The organism is Pseudomaricurvus alkylphenolicus, from assembly GCF_011683955.1.
In the GTDB taxonomy this organism is placed as follows: domain Bacteria; phylum Pseudomonadota; class Gammaproteobacteria; order Pseudomonadales; family Cellvibrionaceae; genus Pseudomaricurvus; species Pseudomaricurvus alkylphenolicus.
In genome coordinates this window covers 177,034-200,153 of record NZ_JAAQPI010000012.1, presented here as the reverse complement: position 1 = coordinate 200,153, position 23,120 = coordinate 177,034, and the positions used below count along the sequence as shown (strand labels likewise).

Sequence of the window (23,120 nt, the reverse complement as noted above, 5' to 3'; positions counted from 1 at the left end):
GTGTTGGCGATGGATAGTTGAAATGAAGAGAGTGGAATTGATCGTAGGAAAAGAATTGCAAATGGAGCGGCAACAGTGGTTTCGCTCGTTGGCGCTGCTTAGTTGCGTTCAGTCAGCACTGATTCTTGCTTATTTCTCAACTGCTGAATCTATGGCTAGCATCTGGATTCGATCCGGTACGTTTTCTCACTGCTTTGTCGTTTTGCCACTGGCTGTGTGGATGATCTGGGAAAGAAAACACGAGCTGTCTCGACTTCGTACTGAACCATCTCTGTTCCCCTTGATTCCCATTTTGTTCGCGGGGCTTGCCTGGCTGTCAGCAGCCCTCGTTGATATTCTGGTCGTTCAGCAATTTGCATTTGTTGCTGTATCAGCTTTCTTGACATGGGGTGTACTCGGAAATCAGATTGCACGCAGAATCGTATTTCCTCTAGGGTTCCTGTTTTTTATGGTGCCAGCCGGGGAAGTGCTGGTTGGTCCACTGATGGAACTTACGGCATCCACCACGGTTTGGTTGATCCAGCTTACGGGAATTCCGGTCTATCGTGAAGGGATGTATCTGATGCTGCCTACGGGCAACTGGTCTGTTGTGGAGGCCTGTAGCGGATTTCGTTATCTTATCGCATCTGTGACCTTGGGCTCGGTTTATGCCTACCTGAATTATTCTACGGTCTCCAAGCGATTCTACTTTATCCTGTTATCAATCCTGGTACCGATCGTAGCGAATAATCTTCGTGCCTATGGCATCGTGATGATTGGCCATCTCAGCGATATGAAATTGGCCACTGGAGTAGATCACTTGCTTTACGGATGGGTTTTCTTTGGATTTGTTATGGCCATTATGTTCTGGATCGGTTCCTATTTTCGTGATGATGAAATTGCATCACCCGGTAAGGACCAGAAAGAAGCTTCGGTCGAGTTTGAGGTGATTTCTCCAGCAAAGACCTTCTTCTGGTCCTCTGTTCAAAAGTTAGCACTATTGGCGGTTGTCGCTCTAGTCTGGCCTGTATGGTTCAGTTCCTTAGAAAAAGATATCAAGCCCGATTTAGAGGTAACCCTGCAGGCTCCAGAGGTGCCACATCAATGGAAGCAAATCAGGGATCATCAGGCAGTCTGGGATTCGCGCCTGAAAGGCGCAACAACCAGCATCAGGGCTGCATATTTTGACAATGGCAGCGTTGGAGATGAAGGACCCTTCGAAGTTTTTATCGAATATCTACACACTCAAGAGCAGGGTCGAGAAGTCGTTAATAAGCACCTCGTGATGCTGAAGGATAACAAGGCCTGGGTACAAATTCACAGAGGAAGCAGTACCATTAAAAAGGGAAGCTCGACAATTGATGTTGAGAGAACCCGGCTGGTGAGGGGCAATCAGGAATGGGTGGTGCTCGGGGTTTACCGTATTGCCGATAGCTACACGGTAGACGTGTACGAAGCCAAACTGTTAGGAATTTTCTCAAAATTGCTGAGTCAGCGTGACGATGGTGCCCGGATTCTTTTTACCGCACCAGCAAGCCTGGAATTCGAGCTCAAGCAGTGGATGGCGTCGAGTTTACCGTCTATCGAATCCCAGTTGGAGGAGATTTATGAACGGCAAGTTGAGGAGCGCCAACAATGATGGCTAGCGCTTCTTTTGCGCCACCCCTTGTGGTCCATATCATTTATTCCCTCGACACGGGCGGATTGGAAAATGGCTTGGTTAACATTATCAATCATATGGAACCAGACGCCTATCGCCACAAGATAATCTGCCTGGGTTATTGCAACCCTGCGTTTTCTGAGCGAATCAAGCGAGATGATATTGAAATTGTTGCCCTTAACAAGGGCGACGGTTTCGATTTTCCGATGATGTTAGAGCTGAGACGTATCCTCAAGCGCTGGAAACCGGCAATTATACACAGCCGAAATATTGCCGCGCTGGAAATGCAGTTGGTGACTCTGGGCATTGGGAGTATCAAACGGATTCACGGTGAGCACGGACGTGATATCGGCGACTTGAATGGGCAAAACTGGAAATACAATGCACTGCGTAAAGTGAGCAGCCTTTGGGTAGATCGATTTATTACTGTCAGCAAGGATATGGAGCAGTGGCTACAGCAAGATGTCGGAATTCCAAGGCAAAAACTCACGCAGATATACAATGGCGTCGATCTCACAAAGTTCATGCCAAGAGAGACCTCGGTCAATACTGAGAGCTCAATGCCTGAACAACCACCGATTATCGTCGGTACGGTAGGCAGGTTGGACCCTGTCAAAGCACAAAACCTCCTTATCGATGCCGTTGCCAAATTGGTATCTCTATCGTCCCACAATCGTGATCACCTTAAGCTCTGGATAATCGGCGATGGTCCGGAGAAGCAGGTGCTTCAGGCCCAGGCTGAACAGCTTGGAATAGGTGATTTGGTGTGGTTTGCGGGTGATCGCAGTGATGTCCCGGAGCTGCTGCAGCAAATGGACATTTTTGTGTTGCCCTCTCTGGCTGAAGGACTCTCGAACACACTCTTGGAAAGTATGGCCTCCGGGAAAGCCGTCGTCGCATCATTGGTCGGGGGCAATCCTGAATTGATTGATGATGATGTGCGGGGGAAAACCTTCCAGAGTCGGGATTTGGAATCGCTCACCAAAATCTTACAGCAATTGATGAATTCTGCTGAAGAACGGAATCGTCTTGGAGTCAATGCAAGGAAGTTCATAGAAGAACGCTTTAGTTGGAGCCGTTGCGTGCAAGATTACCGCAGTCAATACGATGCTCTCTTGCAAGGCCGTGCTCAAGACAAGTATCTAAAAGAAATTCACTAAGCGATGGGTTGAAAGACACTATGTGTGGAATAGTCGGAATCTGCGATACACATTCGATGAGAAATATCGAACGTGATTTGCTTCATCGCATGAATGAGAGCCAGTATCACCGTGGGCCGGATGGTGGCGACCTGCATATTGAGCCAGGTCTGGGCTTTGGTCACAGGCGCTTGTCAATCATTGATGTGGCCTCTGGCAAGCAGCCTTTGTTTAACGAAGATCACACCGTTGTCGTTACCTATAACGGAGAAATTTATAACTTCCAGGAATTGACAGTAGAGCTGCAGGCATTGGGTCATCAATTTCGGACCCACTGTGACACTGAAGTTATCGTTCATGCCTGGGAGCAGTGGGGAGAGTCCTGCGTACATCGTTTTAGAGGTATGTTTGCCTTTGCGGTTTGGGACCGTAATCAGCAAACCCTGTTTCTTGCCAGGGACCGATTAGGCATCAAACCGCTTTACTACAGTCTGCTGCCAAACGGCATGCTGGCATTTTCCTCTGAACTGAAAGCGCTGATGTGCATCAATGAGCTGCCGCGAGCCATAGACCCCTATGCCATTGAAGAGTATTTCGCTTTGGGTTATGTGCCTGAGCCGAGGTCTATCTACAAATCGGTCAGTAAGCTAAGCCCTGGCCATACCTTAACGCTGCAACGGGGTAAACAACCACGGGTTCAGCAATACTGGGACCTGGAGTTCAATCACAGCGAAACGGCGACAGAACAGCAGCTTCAGGAAGAACTGGTCAACAGGATTCGCGAGGCAGTTGATATCAGATTGGTATCGGAAGTACCACTTGGTGCATTTCTGTCGGGTGGCGTTGATTCCAGCTCGGTCGTTGCGATGATGGCGGGTCTGCAAGACGATCCTGTAAATACCTGTGCAATTGGTTTCGATGTCAGCAGTTTTGACGAAACTGACTACGCGAGAACAGTCGCGGATCGCTATAAAACAAACCACCACGAAGAAATCGTAAAAAGTGATGACTTCGGATTATTGGATCGCCTGGCATCCTTGTACGATGAACCCTATGCTGACAGCTCTGCCATTCCCACCTACAGAGTGTGCGAACTTGCTAAAAAGCATGTCACGGTAGCCCTGTCCGGTGACGGAGGCGATGAACACTTCGCGGGTTATCGAAGACATACGTGGCACATGAAAGAGGAAAAATTAAGAGGTATCTTGCCTTACCCTCTCCGCAGGAATCTGTTTGGGACCTTGGGGCGCTTCTACCCCAAGGCGGACTGGGCGCCAAAAATATTCCGAGCCAAAACCACGTTTCAGGCATTGGCGAAACACTCCTTGGAAGCTTATCTTCATTCCGTTTCTGTCGTGTCTGATGATTTGAGAAATTCACTTTACAGCGATTCGTTAAAGAGTGAGCTTCAGGGCTATCAGGCAATTGAAGTGTTTAAGAAGTACGCTGACCAATGCTCGAGATCAGACCCCCTGAGCACCATTCAATATATTGATATCAAGACTTACTTGCCCGGAGATATTCTGACCAAGGTGGACAGGGCGAGTATGGCCCATGCTTTGGAGGTCCGTGTACCCTTGCTGGATCACAAGTTGGTGGAGTGGGTGGCGACGCTGGATCCAAAACTCAAACTTAATGGCTCAATGGGCAAGTATCTCCTCAAGAAATCGATGGAAGATCATTTGCCCCATGATGTTCTGTATCGCAAAAAAATGGGATTTGGTGTGCCGCTGGCTAATTGGTTCCGTGGGCCTCTGCGCGCTGAACTAAAGCAGCGCCTGTTAAATGGCTGCATAGCGGATTCAAACTTATTCAATATGGATACCGTCACCAGGCTGGTCGACGAGCACTTGTCGGGGATGGGCGAGCACAGTACTCCAATTTGGACCCTATTTATGTTTGAAGCATTCCTGGAAAACGAAACCAGGACCGAATCCGAAAGCCCTGCGGTCATGGCCGGCTAACAGGATGCTCAGATGAAGATACTTTACCACCATCGTATAGCATCAAAAGATGGCCAATATGTGCATATTGAGGAAATCATTAGTGCACTAACCGAATCCGATCATGAAATCATTGTGGTCGCACCGGAGTCGACCGATGCCAAAAGCTTTGGAGAAAGCTCATCATTAGTCAAACGGATTCGCCGGCTGTTGCCGGATTCGCTTCACGAAGTCGCGGAATTCCTATACTGCTTCTGGGACTTCTTAAAGATCTCCATTGCCGTACTTAAGCACCGACCCGATGTGATCTACGAAAGGTACAACTTGTTCTTTCCATCGGGCATCTGGGCCAAAAAGCTGTTTGATATCCCTTTGCTGTTGGAGGTTAATTCCCCTCTCTTGGACGAGAGAAGCAAACACGGCGGATTGTCACTCTCACGGTTGGCGAAGTGGTCCGAAACCTATTGCTGGAAAAACGCTGACTTTCTCCTGCCAGTTACAGGTGTCTTAGGCAGAATCATCGAATCCAGCGGTGCTGACGCCAACAAGATTGTGGTTATTCCTAATGGGGTGAACAAAAAGAACTTTTATGAAGTAGAAAAAAATGCAGAAATCTGCCGACAATTGAACCTTTGTGGAAAGCTGGTGTTGGGGTTTGTTGGGTTCGTTAGAGAATGGCACGGCCTTGAGCGGGTTGTGGATGTGCTTAAGAAGCATGAAGACAAACCTTGGGTTATGTTGGTAGTTGGTGATGGACCCGCGCTTAAGGATGTTAAGCAAAGAGCGCAGACACTCGGAATCGAAGATAAACTGATTACTACTGGTGTTGTGGACAGAGAGAATGTCTCCAGCTACATGAGCAGTTTCGATATCGCATTGCAACCGGATGTGGTTGCATACGCTTCCCCACTCAAACTGTTTGAGTACCTTGCACTGAGTAAGCCGGTATTGGCACCCGATACAGAAAATATCAGAGAAATTCTAGACAGCGAACAAAACGGACTGTTATTTGATCCAAAGAATAACGAAGACTTTTCGAATAAGCTGGAGGCACTTTGCTTGTCCGATGAACTGAGGAGCAAACTGGGTGCCGGTGCAGCAATGCTAATCGAAGATCGACAGCTTTATTGGCGGACAAATGCAGACAAGATTGTCGAGCTGATGTTGACAACCCAAACCAAGGAGTCTGTTTGCGAATGATTAATCTACTGGTTGTCAGCAGTCTGTATCCCAATCAAGAACAGCCTCAACACGGTATTTTTGTGGAAGCCCGACTGCGTAAACTCATTGAGTCCGGCGAGGTGTCTGCCAGGGTAATCGCTCCTGTCCCTTGGTTTCCAAAGTTATTGGCGAAATTACCTTTTGTCTCGAAAAAATACCGAGCCTACAGCCGAGTGCCCAAGCGGGAAGTCAGGCAAGGTATCGAACTGGAGCATCCTCGTTATCTGGTTATTCCTAAAGTTGGTGTTTGGCTGACACCGTTTTTTATGTTGCTTTCTATTTTGTGGGTGGCAAGAAAGATACCAAAGCATACTTATGACATTGTAGATGGCCACTATTTCTACCCCGACGGCGTTGCGGTGGCCATGTTTGCTAAATTGCTGGGTAAACCGCTAACCCTAACAGCTCGCGGCAGTGATGTTAACTTGCTGGGTCAATCCTGGCTCCCAAGAAAACTTATCCTCTGGGCGGCCAATGCAGCGGATGCCAATATTACGGTTTGCCAAATGCTGAAGGATCAGTTGGCAGGACTGGGTCCCATCAAAACCGATATCCATGTCATGAGAAATGGAGTGGATGTCAATTTTTTTACGCCCTTAGGTCGGGAAGAACTTCGAAAAAAATGGAGTATGACAGCGCTTACGGTAGTCAGCGTTGGTGGACTGATCCGTCGCAAAGGGCATGAGCTGGTCATTGATGCAGTGTCCAAGATTCCTGAAGCCCAATTGTTGATCGCAGGAAAAGGTGAGCTGGAACAAGAGCTCAAAAACCAAATCGCGGATCTTGGATTGGAAGATCGAGTCCGAATGCTGGGCGAGGTTAACCAGGAAGCGTTGGTGGAACTCTATTCCGCAGCGGATTATATGGTGCTGGCCTCCAGTTACGAAGGCTGGGCAAACGTACTGTTGGAAGCGATGGCTTGTGGTTGCCCCGTTGTCGCGGCTCCTACCGGAGGCACACCGGAGGTAGTTCAGAAGGAGTCGAAAGGCATTCTATTGCCTCATCGAACCCCGACTGAAATTGTAAATGCGTTATCGGCAATGCAAGGAAACCCGCCAAATAGAGACTTGGTGAGAGAGTATGCACTGGGTTACTCCTGGGATGAAACCGTAAAAGGCCTGCTTTCGATATTCCAACGCATTTCGAACACTAAGGTCGGCAGTGATTCGCAGGCCTGCAAACAAGTTTAATCCTTAGGATCAGGTAGCAAAAATGAAAAGTGTCGAATACCTCGTAACTGGTGTAGCCGGCTTTATAGGTATGGCTACAGCGGAGCGACTCCTGCAACAGGGCAAAACGGTCTTGGGGATCGACAATCTAAATGAATACTACGACAGTTCTCTAAAGCAGTATCGTCTCGATAAGCTCAGAGCTTATTCGAGCTTTCAGTTTGTCAAGCTGGATATAGCTGATCGCGATAAAATGGCGGATTTGTTTAGAAATACTGAAATCAAAGTCGTCATACATTTGGCAGCACAGGCCGGCGTTCGTTATTCCATCGATTCGCCCTACAGCTATTTGGATAGTAATCTTGTAGGGATGATGACCGTTCTGGAAGGCTGTCGCCATGCAGACATAGAACATCTGGTTTTTGCCTCTTCAAGCTCTGTCTACGGAAGTGATGCAACAGCACCATTTTCTATATCGGAGAGGGCTGACAAACCAGTGTCTTTATATGCGGCCACCAAACGCTCAAATGAGCTGATGGCTCATTCTTATTCGCATCTCTATCAGATACCAATGACTGGACTGAGATTTTTCACTGTATATGGACCGGCAGGGCGCCCGGATATGGCTCCATGGCTGTTTACAGACGCGATACTGGCGGGCAGGCCAATCAAAGTCTTTAACCACGGCAAGATGAAACGTGACTTTACTTATGTAGATGACATTGTCGGAGGAATTCTTTTGGCAGCGGAGAAAGTACCGCGTAAAAGTGTTCCAGATAAAGCTTCTTCACCGGATTTTGTCTATGATCTGCCGCCTTTTCGCGTGTACAACCTGGGCAACAATAATGCGGTTGAACTCTGCGTGTTTATTGATGCAATTGAGAAGGCGTGTGGCAAGAAGGCAGAGCAGCTGCAATTCCCCATGCAGGCAGGGGATGTACCGCTGACCTGTGCAAATATCGATGAAACAACAGCTGAACTGGGATATCAACCTGTAACTGATATCTATGACGGAATAGCCAAGTTCGTAACCTGGTTTAGAGAATACAAAAATGTATAGGGCTATTCTATGGCCTTGGGAGAATGTCCGTGCGTGACATCCTGGTGACAGCACTTGTTTTTGGAGTGTTGCCCTTTATTCTTAAACGGCCTTGGATTGGCATCCTTGCTTGGGCATGGTTGAGCTATATGAATCCCCACCGGCTCACGTGGGGGTTTGCATATACAATGCCTTTTGCTCAAATAGTTGCTCTGACTCTACTCGTAGCGCTACTTTTCAGCAATGAAAAGAAGACCTTACCGATGAATAAAACCGTGGTTATCTGGGTGTTCTTTCTGTTCTGGATGACGCTGTCAACTATGTTTGCCATTAACGGTGACGCTGCATTTGATTACTACTCAAGGGTTGTCAAGATTCAGCTCGTGACGTTTCTGACAGTGATGCTAATCACGAGCGAATATCGCCTCAAGTGGCTCATATGGGTAATTACGCTTTCTATTGGCTTCTACAGTATCAAAGGAGGGCTTTTTACCATCACGACGGGAGGAGGATTCCGCGTTTATGGTCCAGAGGGCAGCTTTATCCGGGAGAACAATGCGTTAGGGCTGGCGACTCTGATGATTATACCCTTGATGTATTATCTGTGGTGGTCTGAGAAAAAGAAATGGCTGCGGCATCTCATGCTTGTAGCAACTGTACTCAGCCTGGCATCCGCCGTTGGATCTCAATCGCGAGGGGCCTTAGTTGCACTGGCAGCAGTTGCGGCCTACTTTTGGTGGCAAAGTAATACCAAATTGATCAGCGGTATCGTTCTGGGCTTTGTTCTCGGTATCGGAGCCATACTTATGCCGCAAAGCTGGCACGATAGGATGAATAGCATAGCGGACTACGAAAATGACCCTTCCGCGATGTCTAGAATCGATGCTTGGGAATACAGTATTAATGTGGCAAATGATCGTTTTCTGGGGGGGGGGTTTAACTCTTGGTCTAAAGCAACTTACTACATTTACAACCCGGATGCTATCGGCGTTTTCGTAGCGCACAGTATATACTTCAGTGTCCTTGCGGATCACGGCTGGATAGGATTTATACTCTTTATATTGATACTCAAATTGACATGGTCGAGCCTGACGTTTGTTATACGAAGGAGTGCGGAGACCCAACTGGATGATCGAGTCAAGCTGGAACTGCCCATGTTGGCGAGAATGATCAAGGTGAGTCTGGTGGCATATTTCAGTGGAGGTGCATTTTTAAGCCTTTCTTATTTTGACCTTCCCTGGCATTTGGTTGCTATTGCGGTGATTATGCGCGTACTAATTGAACGCGCATTGCCCACTTCCCACAAGACCGAAATGCTGCCCAAACACCCCAAACAGTTCGGTGGCCAGCGGATGATGAAACAGTGTCATGATTAATAGTATTATTAAGAAAGTCATAGGTACCGGTGGTTCTAGCCTTTCCATACTCATATACCACCAGGTCTTTGAACAATGGGACTATTTGCATCCAGATGAGCCCACGATATCGCAGTTCGAGAGGCAAATGCGGGTGATTCGCGAGCATTTTGTCCCGCTAAGTCTGTCGCGAGCGATGGAGCTTCTTCAGGAGAATAGACTGCCAACCAACGCAGCGTGTATTACGTTTGACGATGGGTATCTCGACAACCTGACTCACGCGGTACCAATTTTGCAGCGAATGGGAATCCCGGCAACCATTTTCGTTGCCACCGATTTTATTGGCGACGGGATTATGTGGAATGATCGTATTCTTGAGGCGGTTCGTTCAAGTAAGAATGATTCCTGGGATCTCAGAAATGCTTCGTTAGGTGTCCTAGACATGTCTTCCCCGAATAGCAGGCATCTGGCAGCCAAGCACTTGATCAAAAAAATCAAACACCTACCTACAAAGGAACGGACGCAGGTAGTTGAGATCGTCGAGGAGTTCGCAGTTCCTTGTAATAAGCAATTGATGATGTCACGGAAACAACTTCAACAGCTTGACGAATTCAATATCGAGGTTGGGGCACACACAATGAGTCATCCAATTTTAAATACACTACAGCAGACCGATGCCAAAAAAGAAATTGTGGGCAGCAAACAGATTCTGGAAGAACTACTGCAAAAGCCTGTTGACTTCTTCGCCTATCCAAACGGACGCTATACCGAAGACTTTGATAACACACATGTAGATATCGTCCGATCCTCGGGCTTTACCGGTGCCGTAGCTACAAACTGGGGAGCGGCGTCGTCCACCACTGATATGTTCAGATTGCCGAGATTTACGCCATGGGATAAACATCCATCAAAATTTCTGTATCGACTATTGAAGAATACTCACAATGCCCAATAAGACTATAGCAATTGACTGTGTAGAAGATCGAAGGTAGGGGGAACCATGTTCTACAATGCTCGCAAACAACTGAAGACAAAGCGTTTCAATCTGTTGACCCGTGCTGTCAGGCAATGTGCGAATGTCAAACTCGATCGAAGCTCCACCTTCAGTTTGGTAACTCAGCTACAAGAAGCCGACATTAATATGTATTTGCTGGCACTAGCCTCATTCTGTCGTTTCCTGTCTCCCAAAAGAATTATCGTAGTATCTGATCATATTTCTGAGAAAGGATGTCAGGTGCTTCGTAGTTGCGTACCGGAAGTCTCGATTCTCCCTATTGATGAGGTCCGTGATGAACGATTGCCCAAGGGAGGGTGTTGGGAAAGGCTGACCACTATTGTCAATCATCTGGACGACAGCTATGTAATCCAATTGGATGCGGACACATTGACGCTGAACGAACCTGTGGATGTTATAGATTGTGTCAAAAAAGGGAGGTCGTTTACATTGGTGGCAAATCCCACCGCCAAGGTTGTATCTATGACGGAATTGGCTGAAGTCGTCAAAGGTTGGACGCAAAGCCATGTCCAAGTTAAAGCAGAGCAGGCCATGGGCCAGTTTGAAAATGCTGCGAATCGATTATACGTCAGAGGGTGCGCCGCATTTACGGGTTTTGCCAAGAATGGCGTACGCATGCAACAATTAGTGGACTATAGTCGCGAAATGGAATCTCATATCGGTGCACAGAAATGGGGTGAATGGGGTGGCGAGCAAGTGGCTTCAAATTACCTAATTGCATCAATGGATAACGCCTACGTACTTCCATTTGAACATTATCCCTTTTATAAGGGGGATCAGAGTGAAGAGTATTCCAGTTCCAGACTGTGTCACTTTATTGGCTCGAACCGTTTCGATCGTGACTTGTATTTGAAATTATCCAAAAGGCTGATTAAGTCGTTGAAGAATGTTGATCTTGAAGAAATATAGCAGATTTAATTAATGAAAAAAGATGTGATGGACAACATGGTGTTTGTTCTTGGCGCTCAAAAAGCCGGAACAACGACGTTAGCCGCTTTGCTTGGTCAGAATGATAATGTCTGCGTTTCAGAACCCAAAGAACCGAATTTCTACTCAGTTAACTTTGAGCGTGGTAAAGATTGGTATCTTTCGAAGTTTGAATACCCCGAGCGTGTCTGCGTGGATGCTTCGACAACCTATTCCATGCAACCACTCACTGATGCGTCATTGCAATTCAAGCCGGGTCGCCAAAGGCTTAAGGAGGTTGCCTCGAAAATCTCTGAAGATCATCCAGAAGCCAAATACATCTATCTGATAAGAGACCCAGTGAGCCGAATGTACTCCAATTACTGGCATAACAGAAAGTTTGGATATGAGACATTGGATTTTCTTGATGCCATTCGTAGAGATCCGCTCTATATTGAAACCAGTCTTTATTTTGAACAGCTCTGTTCGTTCGTCAAATACAACCCAAAAGAAAGCTTCTTGATTCTTAAGTTTGAGGACTTCATCAGGGATCAGAGCCATAGCGTGAATGTTTGCGAGCAATTTATCGGTGTTCCGGAGCAAAAATTGCAGGAGAACAGGCACGAAAATTCGAGTCGAGACTATGGGGCTATGGGAAGGTTTCTCATCCGCTCCAATGTTGCAAATGCTGCAAGTGATCTCTTGCCGGAATCTGTCAAAAATGCGGCAAAGCGCCTTATAACGAAACCCATCCCCAAACTTGAGCCAGATGTACGAGCATCGCTAAAACATCAGTTCTGTGAAGATCAAAGAAACCTTCGAAACCAGTTTGGCGTTTTCTATAAAGAATACCTCTAGGTGATTCATGAATAAGAAAATTATCTGGATAAAAAAGGCGAAATGTGCCGGAACATCCTTGGAGAGTGTTCTGAAGGAGAGAGGCGCTATTTACTATGTTCACCCCAGAACTTCTCTTGCTGAATTGGAAGACCCAAACAATCGTGTGATTTGCGTGAGGGAGGCACTTTTCCCGTACGGAAAAACACCAATAAAGCAGGAAAACAATGTTTACGAACTAAATAGTGCATCAACGTTGCTCTATCGCTTGAGATCGAGAGCTGGAGTACCTTTTAGGCCCCTCGATTTTATCGCGTCTAAGTATCCGGACTTCTTCTATGAGTGTGACAGGTTTGCAATAGTTCGTAACCCCTATGATAAATTCATTTCTTCCTGGAAGTATCTAAAGTCACTCCAGCACTTGTCCATCGGAGAAGTGCTGAAGAAGCTTCCTCAGCCCAGTTCTCTTCATGATTGGGTTCATATTACTCAATTGCAAACCGAAGCTATCAGTCACAAGGACAATTTGGTGGTAAATAGGTTGCTATACATGGAAATGGATATGGATGACGAGCTGCGCGACATATTGAGCGCAATTGGTCTCTCGGATGTTGCTCTACCACAGGAAAATAGGTCACGTAGGGGGAAGTTGGCGGAATATTTGAGCCCTGAGGTATCCGATCAAATCTATACTCGTTTTAAGCCGGATTTCGATACATTCGGATACGATAAGGATTATAGAGTAGTGAGTCCCAAGGATTCAGTTTGCGTCACAGCAGAGCAAAGAGTATAAGACCATGTTTTTATCTCACGTACATAGCTTTCGCGGTCTTGCTATTGTTGGTATTGTTGGTGCGCATTGTATTCACTCGTTAGATTGGGATGCATCTGCTATTGAATACAAGCTATTTGACACCTTGTTTAACCAGTCTTCAATTTGGTTCTTTTTTATCGCAGGACTATTGTTTCAGCATCTGTCCGCAAAGGTGACATTGAAGAAATACTATATTAACAAACTCAAAAACGTCATCTTACCTTACCTGATTCTCTCTATCCCTGCCTTGTACGCATCGATCTACTTAATTCGTCAAGATGTACCTGAGTACCTTTATGAATACCAGAAGTGGCAGCAAGCATTAGCTTTCCTTATTACCGGCAAGCATTTGGCGCCATTTTGGTTTGTACCAACGATTAGCTTATTCTATTTGCTGGCGCCAGTATTGTTATGGTTGGATAAAAGGCCAAAAGTGTATTTATTGTTGCCCGTATTTCTGCTGCTTTCGGCTTTATTAGGCAGAAGTGGATTACAGGCAATGATAGGTGATCCGTTGTTCGCGTCGGTTCCATCAAAAGCGCTTTACTTGTTTTCAGTGTATTGGCTTGGAATGGTGGTTGGTAAGTTTCATGATGAGTTCATGGATTTCTTTCGAAAGTCAGTTGTATTTTTCTGGGGGGCATCAATTTTATGCTTCTCGATGAACATCATTTATTTTCGAGAGCAAGTACACTTCATCTTTTTGTTCAAAATACTATTTATACCCGTATTGCTGGTTTCATTATTCAAATTCGACCAGCAGGTCAGGAGCAGTTTTCGAAAGCTTGGCGATCTGAGTTTTGGGATTTTCTTTATACATGGTTATGTACTTGCAGCCCTGAAATTGGGTTTGCCGGTAATAGGGCTTCCCAGTCATTTTCCAGGTGAACTCTGGATATATATATTGTTGGTTGCACTGGTCAGTGTGGCCTGTGTCCAAATTCTATCACTAGGTAGACTGCTCCTTGGAAGCAGGAGCAGAACCGTGCTTGGGGTCTAATTATGCATACCTGGATATGTCTTAAAGCCGTCAAAGCTCAAAAACTACATGCAGTGCTAATGATACTTCTGTCAAGCATTACAATTTCCGCGCATGCATACAAGTTTACTCCAACTTCTATGGAGTACATGGCATCGACTCCAATGTGCAGGGCCGCTTTGAGTTCTCGAGTTGAGGATCCGGCAGTGCGCCGGGGGTATGCAGTAAATTTACCCGAAGAAGACATGCACGTAATCGCCCTGGTGGGCGGGTGGCACTACTGCGGGGGAGCAATCAGAATACTGCGCGCAAAGAGTACACCCGAGCTTGAGAAAAAGCGCAGTCTAATGGAAAAAGCGATTCGGGATATACAATACAGTTTCAGCAAGATGGATCCCAGCCACTGGTGGACGGTTGAAATGGTTAGTTCTCTGGCGATAGCGCTCTCGGAGCTTGGGAAATATGGTGGAGCTTCTGAGGTGCTGGATAGCATTGCTGTCTTTCATCCTCACCACCACCGTATTGCCGCTACTCGAGGTATGCTTGCATACAGCAGTGGTGAGTTTCAATCGGCGCTAGAATATTTCCAACAGGCTGATGAGTTCGCAAAAGGAAAGGTGGCAGAGAACGTGTATTTTGCTGGATTAGCAGCCTATAAATTAGGTAACTACGAGCTGGCCTCATCCTATGCGAGCCGCGCAAAGTCGCTAAATTATCCTTTGGACGGCTTGGCGAAACTGTTAAAAAATAAAAATAATCAGTAAATCTAAAGTTGCTGAGGCAAAGAAAAAGCGGAATGACCGATGTTAGCGTTAATCAGCAAATAGCTAAGGGATCCTATTGGACTGTACTCTTTCGTTTTGTTGAAAAATTTATCAGTGTATTTTCCACCATAATACTAGCCAGGCTGCTGATCCCCGCTGACTTTGGGATTATCGCGATTGGCATGGTGGTCGTAGGCTTTATTGATGTGTTTCGAGCCATTGGAGTGGACGCTGCATTAATCCAGAATCAAAATGCAGGCAGAAACTTATACGATACAGCATGGACATTCAAGATCATCATGGCATTGCTCGCCGCGAGCATGTTGGCTCTTGTTGCCGATTCAGCGGCATCATTTTTTAATGAACCCCGTCTGGCAGAGGTTCTCAGATTCTTAGCCATTGGCATGGCAGTTACGGGTTTTGAAAATATAGGAATTATAGCGTTTAGAAAGGAGATGAGGTTCAATAAGGACTTCACCTTCATGGTCAGTCGTAAATTAGTCAGCTTTACGGTGACGGTATTATCTGCAGTAATCCTCAGGAGCTATTGGGCCCTGGTCATTGGCTCTGTATTGACTAATTTTTACACTGTCGCATTAAGCTATTATATGCATCACTATCGGCCAAGACTAAGCCTTGCGAGTTATCGTGAGTTGACCTCTTTTTCATTATGGATGTTCGCAAATAATTTATTGAACTTCGCTTACAATAGTGCACCTCAATTTATCGTTGGGAGATTTCTGCCGACCGCTGCCCTGGGGCACCTTACTGTTACAAAAGATATCTGTTCTGCCGCCACCACCGCCATTGTTGTGCCGATTAATAGGGCAGCTTTTCCTGGCTACGCGAAGTTGAGCAACAACCTCATGAAGTTAAAACAGAGCTTTCTTGGCACATTTTCCGGCATTGTGGCCATCGTTCTTCCAGCTTCATTTGGACTATATTCAATAACTCATTTACTTGTTCCGCTAGCTCTAGGAGATGCTTGGAGTGAGACTATTCCGTTAATGGAAGTTCTAGCTTTTGCCGCAGGATTAACTGCATTATCTGAGGTATATGGCATCTACGTAGCCATAGGTGCGATATCAAAGTTGGCTCGCCTGACGGCAATCAAGCTTTTGATATTTGTGCCTTTGAGCCTGTATCTTTTACCTTTAAATGGCATTGAGGGTGTGGTTTGGGCTTACGCGATTACCTCATTCGTGGTTTTACCTCTTGTGTTTTTTCCGGTCTCAAAGCGACTATCTCTATCGGTATATGATTTTTTTCAGGTAGTATCCAGGCCACTACTTGCATCGCTGATTATGGCGGTAACCGTGCGATACTATATAGATTTGGCGCAAAATCTATTGCCGGAGCTCAATTTAATTCTGATGCTGGCGGGCGCAGTGATGGTCGGTGGAACAGTATATGTTGGGTTGCTATTGATACTTTGGATACTGGTAGGCAGACCAAAATCAATAGAGTTCTTCTGTCTGGAAGTGGTCCAGGAAAGATTCGAGAAGCTACGTGCACGATTTCGAGCTCGGAGTTAGAACACCGTTGCCATATGATTCGATGCTGCAATAGAGCACATCTTAAATGTAGAAGGAGAAGATTGGGGTGACAAACGGCAAAGTTCTTGTCTTAGATGGCGACATGGTATCCGCTCTCTCTATTGTGCGGTCATTTGCAGGACAGGTGTCTGAAGTAGAAGTTGGATCTCACATCGACAAATCCATAGCCTCACGGTCTAAATATTGCCACTTTTCATGGCAATATCCTAACCCTTTGGCAAGTCCGGAATGCTTTGTGCTTTGGCTACTTAGTCACTTAAAGCAACACGCTTATGACTTGATTATACCGGTTACAGAAAGAACTCTAAATCTTATTCATGATTCGAGAGAGCAGTTTTCTCCCTTTCCAATCGCGATGGCTAAGAGCGAAGCTCTCTCTAGCGTACTTGATAAGCAGGTCACTTTTACCATCGCTCAAGAACTTGGGATGGAGGTGCCGAGGCATCACTCGATCACCAATATCAACCAATTGGAGCCAATAGAGAACAAACTCTCATTTCCCGTAGTAGTCAAACCGGGGCGCTCAATGGGAGCAGCCTTTGATCACCGTTCCCAATTGAAGGTCGAGTACGCTTTTTCTCCAGCTGATCTCCATAACTTGAGTGGCGCTGCGTTGAAGTATGGCGAAGTCATTCTCCAGGAATATGTGCAAGGTACTGGTGTCGGGGTTGAGGTGTTGGCGGACAAAGGGCGTATTCTCTACGCTTTTCAACATGAACGTGTTCATGAGGTACCACTGACTGGCGGGGGAAGTAGTCTAAGAAAGAGTGTAGATCTCGATCCATTACTTTATCAACAGACTGCCAAGCTGATTGACAGACTGTCATGGGATGGGGTGGCAATGGTGGAGTATAAGCTAGATCGAAACTCCGGAAGCGCGCACTTTATGGAGGTAAATGGTCGATTTTGGGGCTCCCTTCCACTGGCTGAGGCCTCTGGCGCCAATTTCCCTTTAATGCTATATCGCTATTGGGTAAATGGCGAAACCGATTTCCCCCAAAATTATTCTACAGGTGTCTTTGGACGGCGTTTGACCAGTGACATTCACTGGCATGAACTTGTGCTCAGAAAGGCTGCCCCTAAAGCGCTAGATGTCCTACCGACCAAGAATGATTTATACGATAGCCTCCGCCTGATCTTTTCACGCCGACATCGCTTTGATGTTCAGCGTTACACCGATCCTCTGCCGGGTATCAGAGAAGTGATAGACATTTTCGTTTCGTATGTGGAAAGGCTGCGTGCGTTGTTGTCTACGCGAAGAAGGCTTAGTTGGCAGCTCAGGCGATGGCGCACTGGGGAGGTGGAGGCTGCTCTGTCGAGAGCCAAGAATATTGTCTTTGTATGTTATGGCAATATAAATAGAAGTGCGATTGCGGGTTTGCTTTTCGACCGCGCATTACCTAGGGGTTCAGAAATTTCCCAGTTGTCTTTTGGTTTTCACTCCCCAGGAGGTAGAAGTATCGATTCGACTATGTGCGAGATCGCGCAAGGCGATGGGCTATCCACTCAGAAATTCAAATCATCAGTACTGACGAAAGAGGGTATCGCCCAAGCAGATCTGATATTCGTAATGGAACAATCCCATTATGAGGAAATAATCAGGGATCAGCCGTGGGCTCGTGGCTATACGTTTCTGTTGGGAGGTGGGGATTGTCATAAATCGGCAGACATAGAGATATCAGATCCATATGGGCAATCGAAGCAGGACTATATTCTGTGTTATAACCGTGTAAAATCTTGCGTCAAAGCTATAGCAGGTAAGACGCTGACTTACCAAAAAGACTCTCCAATTGGACCATTATAGTGACTAAAAGCTATAGAAATGATGTCTCCCGAGTACCTTTTTTCTCGATTATCATTCCGACTCGAAATCGCGTATCACTTTTCTGTGAGGCTTTGGAGTCGGCCATAGGCCAAGACTGTTCGGACACGGAGATCATCGTGGTGAATGATGGGGCCACTAATGAGACTTTGGCCGAATATCGGAAATTGGAAAAAAAGTACGAGAATGCGCAGTTCCACTACTTGGTTCATCGTGCCAACGGCCATGGACCTGGCTACTCCAGGAATTATGGTGCAGCCCAAGCTAGTGGTCGCTACCTGTGTTTTCTCGACGATGATGACTACTGGAGCGATCATGGACACCTGTCCAGAGCGAAACGGTCAATACAGAACTACGAGGGTGAGGTTGATCTTTTTTTGACCAATCAAGAGGCCTTTGACGTCCAGGGGACTCAGATCTTACCAAATCCATGGATTAATGATCTCACGGCGCGGCTGCCAGTAGCTATTGATAGTGAAGGCACGAGGGTTGTTCAGCCTCCTTTCTTACTAACAAGTCGAGGTTTTCCTCATTTAAACTGTACAATATTTAGGAGAGACTTTTACACAAGTATTGGGGGAATAGATGAAAACCTTGGCTACGAAGAGGATCGGGACGCCTATCTCAGGGGGATTGATGTGGCTGAGCACATTCTATTGAACCCAGCCGTGGTCTCATATCACCGGGTGCCGGATTTGCAGAAATCTGAGAACGTATCGACGAAGCTTCCTCAATATAGGAAACGAATCTATCAGTTGTCGGTCTATGAAAAGGGCGCCCTAACCGCCAAATCCTCTGAAATCAGGGAGTTTTGCTCCAGGGGTAAAGGCTATCAACTAAAGCACTTGGCGCAGTTACTAGAATCTGAAAAACGTTATAAACTGGCGGCTCGTTATGCTTGGCAGGGGTTTGCAATTTTGCCGACCCTCCCCTGGCTGGCGAAGTCGACTTACTTGACGCTGCGTGCAATATTTGAGTAACAGGCAGATGGAGCTATTAGATCATTTATATACAGCTGTGACAAAGCCAGCTGTTTTTCGGCATCACCGCCCATTGTTCTTATTCGGCCACATGCGAGCCAATACCAGTCTTTGTGGGCACATATTGGGCTCTCATGATGAGATTTCCGGATATTATGAAATGCACAACGGATATTACAGTTGGAAGAGCTTTGTTCGGCAGAAGCTCTTATTTTACAGGCATCACCCCATAAAGTCTGATGCGCTTTACATCTTCGATAAAGTTTTGCACGACTATTATCATGTCAATATGGATCTGCTGAATCAAAGAGGGGCTAAGATCATGTTTACTGTTCGTGAGCCTGTTCAAACGATCAAAAGTGCAGTAAGCCAGTTTAGAAGAGAGAGGCCGGGTCACGAGTATTGTGATGTTGCCACAGTTGGTGAATATTACTGCACTCGGCTCGAATCATTGCGGGCTATAGCTGCGACAGCGAATGAATACTTTTATTACAATGCCGATCAGCTTCGCAGTGACACCGATGCACTACTGGAAAGTATGACTCGTTGGTTGGATCTATCAAGTCCGTTGTCGTCGCGATTCAGTAACTTCCATTTTAGTGGCAAAAATGACGCTGGCGATCTTTCTGGAAAGCTGAGTTTAGGAAAAATTGAAACAAAAAAGACGGATTACACTGAAATTGAACTAACGGATGATCTGATTGGCCGAGCGACAGAAGAATACGAAAAAACGATCGAATTCTTGTCATTCCATGCAACCCACAAAGTACCATAGGCAATAGAATGAACGCCTTAGCAATAGCAAAAGACGTAGTGAAAGTCTGTCTCGAACAGGGAGACAGGGCAGACAGTTTCGTACCCGAGACTCCTTTGATGGGAGCGATGCCGGAGTTTAATTCCCTGACGATTGTTGCCATAGTCACTACTCTTGAAGAGCGGCTTGATTGCGAAATATTTGATGAGGAACTCGAAGCTGAGATATTCGAAACGGTGGGTAGCTTGGCTAAATTTATAGAATCCAAAATGTGAGAGATATTGATATATACATCAGTTTGGAGAGCATAAGGCCTGGGGCGAAAATGGGATCGCATGTAGCTTAAACATTGGCAGGTGTAGCGGGGCGTGGATTGGCTCAGCGGTGATGTAGATTACTCATCAGAGCTTTCTTTCATCAACATACTTCATGCTGGACGGGTTGAGCGTTGGAGATAGTCAAACATTTCAAAACGATTGTTCGTCAACCAAGGGTGTTAAAGCCGTTGAAGCCCATTTTGCTGCTTAGTCATATGAGAGCAAATACAAGCTTAATAGGACATATTTTGGCGAGCAATCCCCAAATTGAAGGGTATTTTGAAATGCACATTGGCTACTATAGCTGGAAAAGCTTTGTGCGACAGAGATTGCGCTATGCCTCTCAACATAAAATATCCGGAGGGGCTAAGTACATGTTCGATAAAGTGTTACATAATGGTCATTTTGTCAGCTCAAGCTTGCTGAACAATTCAAAGTGTAAAGTTATTCTGACGCTTCGAAAGCCCAATACCACTATACCAAGTATCATAAAACTGTATGAACAGGTAGATCCGTCTCATGAATTCTGCACGGTCAGAGGAGCTTCTGAATACTATTCTCGGAGACTAAAGTACCTCAATGACTTTTCAGTGAACCTTAATGAATTTCTATATTACAACGCAGAATCCCTTCGTGAAGAAACGGATCAGTGCTTGTCAGATATAACGAACTTCCTAGATTTGGATGAACCCCTAGAGCCCAATTTCAAGACACAGAAGCTCACGGGGGTGGGAAACACGGGTGACCTTTCTGGGAATTTGAAATTCTCAACGGTCAAACGGGAAACTACGGACTATTCCGGTTTTGCGTTTGATAGCCATCTCCTTGGGGAGTTGGAGAGCCTGTACACGGAAGTCAAGCGGAACTTGGTCAGAAATAGTCTCTCAACTCAAGGGAAATCGGAATGAATACAACCTTTTCCGTCATTATTCCAACCTTCAATCAAATTGATTGGCTAAGGGAGGCCATTAATTCTGCTTTGGGACAATCCCACCAGCCGGTCGAAATTATTGTACAAGACGACGGTTCGGTGGATGATATTCAAGGCTTGATTGAAGAGATTGGTGATGCTCGCATCAAGTATTTTAAACAGGAGAATCAAGGGCTTGTAGCTACCAGATTTAATGCAATTCAGAATTCAAGTTCAGACTGGTTGGCGCTTTTGGATAGTGATGATATATGGCTCCCCGATCATCTTAAACGTGTGAGCAGTGCAATAGAGTCCTTTGACAATGTAAATTTTGTGGTTTCCAATTTCGTGGATTTTGATGACAAGGGTTTGACCGGCTACGAACGGCACCAGGCCGCCCCCGCCGGCTATTGGGAGAGATACCTGGAGTCGGAATCAAAGGACTTGTACCTCATGAATGAACACTGTTATTTGGCGTTTTTAGAATTTCAGCCGGGCTACGCTTCCGCCATGGCTTTTTCCAGGAAGGCATATGATGAAATAGGGGGGATGGATCTCAGGGTTGGTAGGCGGCAATCTGAGGATGCGCACTTTGCGAGGCGTCTGGCGATATATGGTAGGGTGGTTTGTGACAAAAAAGTGACTGTCAATATCAGGAAGCATGGCTCAAATATGTCCTCCAATGCTCTAAAGAACTATCTGCACAGAATTGAGATTTTGGAAATGCTAGTTGATAACGAACAAATACCATCGCGTTATATGGAGAAGACGAAGAACGCACTATCCGAATGGAAAAAAGATTATTTTGATAGATGTTTTGCCTCCAAAGAATATGAGCTTTGTAGTACATATTTTACATCACTGCCCAAGGGTAATAAATTTGAGCTCAGCTCGCTGATGAAGAAAATTTATTCGGATATGGCCAAATAGCTAATAGCAGTAAATGAGAATGTAAATCTATATTCTCGGGCCCCTCTCAATTTCCTTGTGGGATATCAGTAGAGTCACGGGTATTCCAAACTGAGACGGCTGTATGCTAGCTAGCCAGAGTGCATGGCCAAACAATTTCCTTTTGATAGATATATATTCTCGCCCTGTACCCATTCATCTTTAAAGCCATTCGAGCCATTATAAAAGCTACGGTTGCAGCCCGGTTTCATTCGTTCATGTAATTCTACGATAATTGAGTCCACGCATTCTATCCAGGCGGCAGAGTCGCTAAACACTTCTTTTTCTGCGCCTTCAATGTCAATCTTTAGAATATCAATTCTCTCTAATTCAAAGATCTGCATTATTTTATCTACGGTTAATGCTTTAACAGAGTGGCAAGTGCTGCCCTTCAATTTGTGAGGCGCAGCTTTCATTTCAGTCATAAAGCCCCAATTGCCGAGCCCGGGGTCTATAAGATCTATTTCTTCATTCTTGTGCCACAAGGCTGCATGAACAGGAGTTATGTTCGGGTATGTGGATGTATTTGATTTAAGTAGCTCAAAGTTTTTTTTCTCTGGTTCGAGTGCAATAATTGTCGCCTTTGGAAACTTGTTTGCGAAGTAAATTGAGGCTAAACCGATATTTGCTCCGGCGTCTATTATAATTTGGGGAGGGCGATTTATATCGAACGAATAGGCTTTCTGAATGAAGACTTGCTCAAAGGTTGGGAAATCGCTAGTTCTTAGTCTTAAATAAAACGGAGCCTTGATGTCCTCCAGTTCAACTTTCAACAGGTCGTGGGAATCTGTTAATTTTGATTTGATGGCGCTAATTACTCCAGAAATACCAAATCTAGAATAATAGTAGTTGATGCCCTTTAGCATAAGTTTGTCCTTTTAATCCCCAGATTGCTGTGAATCCTCACCATCTCTTGATCAGTCAACTGCCACACGAGGTCTAATTCAAAGAATTGTGATCATTTTGTGGGTAATTATTCTATTTTCTAGTATCAATCCCGACAAAAGCAATTC

20 protein-coding genes are annotated in these 23,120 nt (G+C 45.8%); 19 read left to right on the top strand and 1 reads right to left on the bottom strand.

The window, feature by feature from the left end; translation table 11 throughout:
• The first annotated feature begins 22 nt into the window (after window positions 1–22).
• From xrtA to HBA55_RS26145, 19 genes are all read left to right on the top strand, one after another.
• Window positions 23–1,618 (top strand): exosortase A, encoded by a 1,596-nt coding sequence (gene xrtA / locus HBA55_RS26235; RefSeq protein WP_166997557.1) that lies wholly within the window; start codon window positions 23–25, stop codon window positions 1,616–1,618.
• Window positions 1,615–2,799 (top strand): TIGR03088 family PEP-CTERM/XrtA system glycosyltransferase, encoded by a 1,185-nt coding sequence (locus tag HBA55_RS26230; RefSeq protein ID WP_166997555.1) that lies wholly within the window; start codon window positions 1,615–1,617, stop codon window positions 2,797–2,799. Before xrtA ends, HBA55_RS26230 begins: the two co-directional genes overlap by 4 nt.
• Before the next feature lie 20 nt (window positions 2,800–2,819).
• Entirely contained in the window at window positions 2,820–4,742 is a 1,923-nt protein-coding gene (locus HBA55_RS26225) for an XrtA/PEP-CTERM system amidotransferase (protein WP_166997553.1), read from the top strand.
• Window positions 4,743–4,754: 12 nt separating this feature from the next.
• The gene (locus HBA55_RS26220; RefSeq protein WP_166997550.1) at window positions 4,755–5,921 is read left to right on the top strand and encodes a glycosyltransferase family 4 protein; all 1,167 of its coding nucleotides are present in this window, start codon (window positions 4,755–4,757) and stop codon (window positions 5,919–5,921) included.
• Window positions 5,918–7,132: a glycosyltransferase gene (locus HBA55_RS26215; protein WP_206019979.1), complete on the top strand. Its 1,215-nt coding sequence runs from the start codon at window positions 5,918–5,920 to the stop codon at window positions 7,130–7,132. The genes HBA55_RS26220 and HBA55_RS26215 overlap by 4 nt, the downstream gene beginning before the upstream one ends.
• Window positions 7,133–7,154: 22 nt before the next feature.
• Entirely contained in the window at window positions 7,155–8,171 is a 1,017-nt protein-coding gene (locus HBA55_RS26210; protein ID WP_166997548.1) for an NAD-dependent epimerase/dehydratase family protein, read from the top strand.
• A gap of 29 nt (window positions 8,172–8,200) precedes the next feature.
• On the top strand, window positions 8,201–9,526 hold the full coding sequence (locus HBA55_RS26205; RefSeq protein ID WP_166997546.1) for a putative O-glycosylation ligase, exosortase A system-associated: 1,326 nt from the start codon (window positions 8,201–8,203) through the stop codon (window positions 9,524–9,526).
• On the top strand, window positions 9,519–10,460 hold the full coding sequence (locus HBA55_RS26200; protein WP_166997544.1) for a polysaccharide deacetylase family protein: 942 nt from the start codon (window positions 9,519–9,521) through the stop codon (window positions 10,458–10,460). Before HBA55_RS26205 ends, HBA55_RS26200 begins: the two co-directional genes overlap by 8 nt.
• Window positions 10,461–10,505: 45 nt before the next feature.
• The gene (locus HBA55_RS26195; protein WP_166997542.1) at window positions 10,506–11,429 is read left to right on the top strand and encodes a hypothetical protein; all 924 of its coding nucleotides are present in this window, start codon (window positions 10,506–10,508) and stop codon (window positions 11,427–11,429) included.
• 12 nt (window positions 11,430–11,441) lie between these two features.
• Complete coding sequence (locus HBA55_RS26190) at window positions 11,442–12,284, top strand: sulfotransferase domain-containing protein (RefSeq protein WP_166997540.1); 843 nt, start codon at window positions 11,442–11,444, stop codon at window positions 12,282–12,284.
• A 7-nt stretch (window positions 12,285–12,291) separates the two neighbouring features.
• Window positions 12,292–13,056 (top strand): sulfotransferase family protein, encoded by a 765-nt coding sequence (locus tag HBA55_RS26185; RefSeq protein WP_166997538.1) that lies wholly within the window; start codon window positions 12,292–12,294, stop codon window positions 13,054–13,056.
• A gap of 4 nt (window positions 13,057–13,060) precedes the next feature.
• A complete protein-coding gene (locus tag HBA55_RS26180; protein ID WP_166997536.1) occupies window positions 13,061–14,077 on the top strand; it encodes an acyltransferase family protein in 1,017 nt (338 codons plus the stop codon).
• 2 nt (window positions 14,078–14,079) lie between these two features.
• Window positions 14,080–14,820 (top strand): hypothetical protein, encoded by a 741-nt coding sequence (locus HBA55_RS26175; protein ID WP_166997534.1) that lies wholly within the window; start codon window positions 14,080–14,082, stop codon window positions 14,818–14,820.
• A gap of 32 nt (window positions 14,821–14,852) precedes the next feature.
• Window positions 14,853–16,355: a lipopolysaccharide biosynthesis protein gene (locus HBA55_RS26170; RefSeq protein ID WP_166997532.1), complete on the top strand. Its 1,503-nt coding sequence runs from the start codon at window positions 14,853–14,855 to the stop codon at window positions 16,353–16,355.
• Window positions 16,356–16,422: 67 nt separating this feature from the next.
• A complete protein-coding gene (locus tag HBA55_RS26165; protein ID WP_166997530.1) occupies window positions 16,423–18,180 on the top strand; it encodes an arsenate reductase/protein-tyrosine-phosphatase family protein in 1,758 nt (585 codons plus the stop codon).
• Window positions 18,180–19,178: a glycosyltransferase gene (locus HBA55_RS26160; protein WP_206019978.1), complete on the top strand. Its 999-nt coding sequence runs from the start codon at window positions 18,180–18,182 to the stop codon at window positions 19,176–19,178. Before HBA55_RS26165 ends, HBA55_RS26160 begins: the two co-directional genes overlap by 1 nt.
• 7 nt (window positions 19,179–19,185) lie before the next feature.
• Window positions 19,186–19,953, top strand: coding sequence for a sulfotransferase family protein (locus HBA55_RS26155; protein ID WP_166997526.1), 768 nt, complete (start codon window positions 19,186–19,188; stop codon window positions 19,951–19,953).
• A gap of 8 nt (window positions 19,954–19,961) precedes the next feature.
• Entirely contained in the window at window positions 19,962–20,207 is a 246-nt protein-coding gene (locus HBA55_RS26150) for an acyl carrier protein (RefSeq protein WP_166997524.1), read from the top strand.
• A 946-nt stretch (window positions 20,208–21,153) separates the two neighbouring features.
• Window positions 21,154–22,089 carry a glycosyltransferase family 2 protein gene (locus tag HBA55_RS26145; protein WP_166997522.1) on the top strand — a complete coding sequence of 312 codons (936 nt, stop codon included), beginning with the start codon at window positions 21,154–21,156 and terminating at the stop codon, window positions 22,087–22,089.
• A 110-nt stretch (window positions 22,090–22,199) separates the two neighbouring features.
• On the opposite strand, the gene HBA55_RS26140 is transcribed toward HBA55_RS26145, so the two are convergent.
• Window positions 22,200–22,973, bottom strand: a complete 774-nt coding sequence (locus tag HBA55_RS26140; RefSeq protein ID WP_166997520.1) for an FkbM family methyltransferase — start codon at window positions 22,971–22,973, stop codon at window positions 22,200–22,202.
• Between the last annotated feature and the right edge of the window lie 147 nt (window positions 22,974–23,120).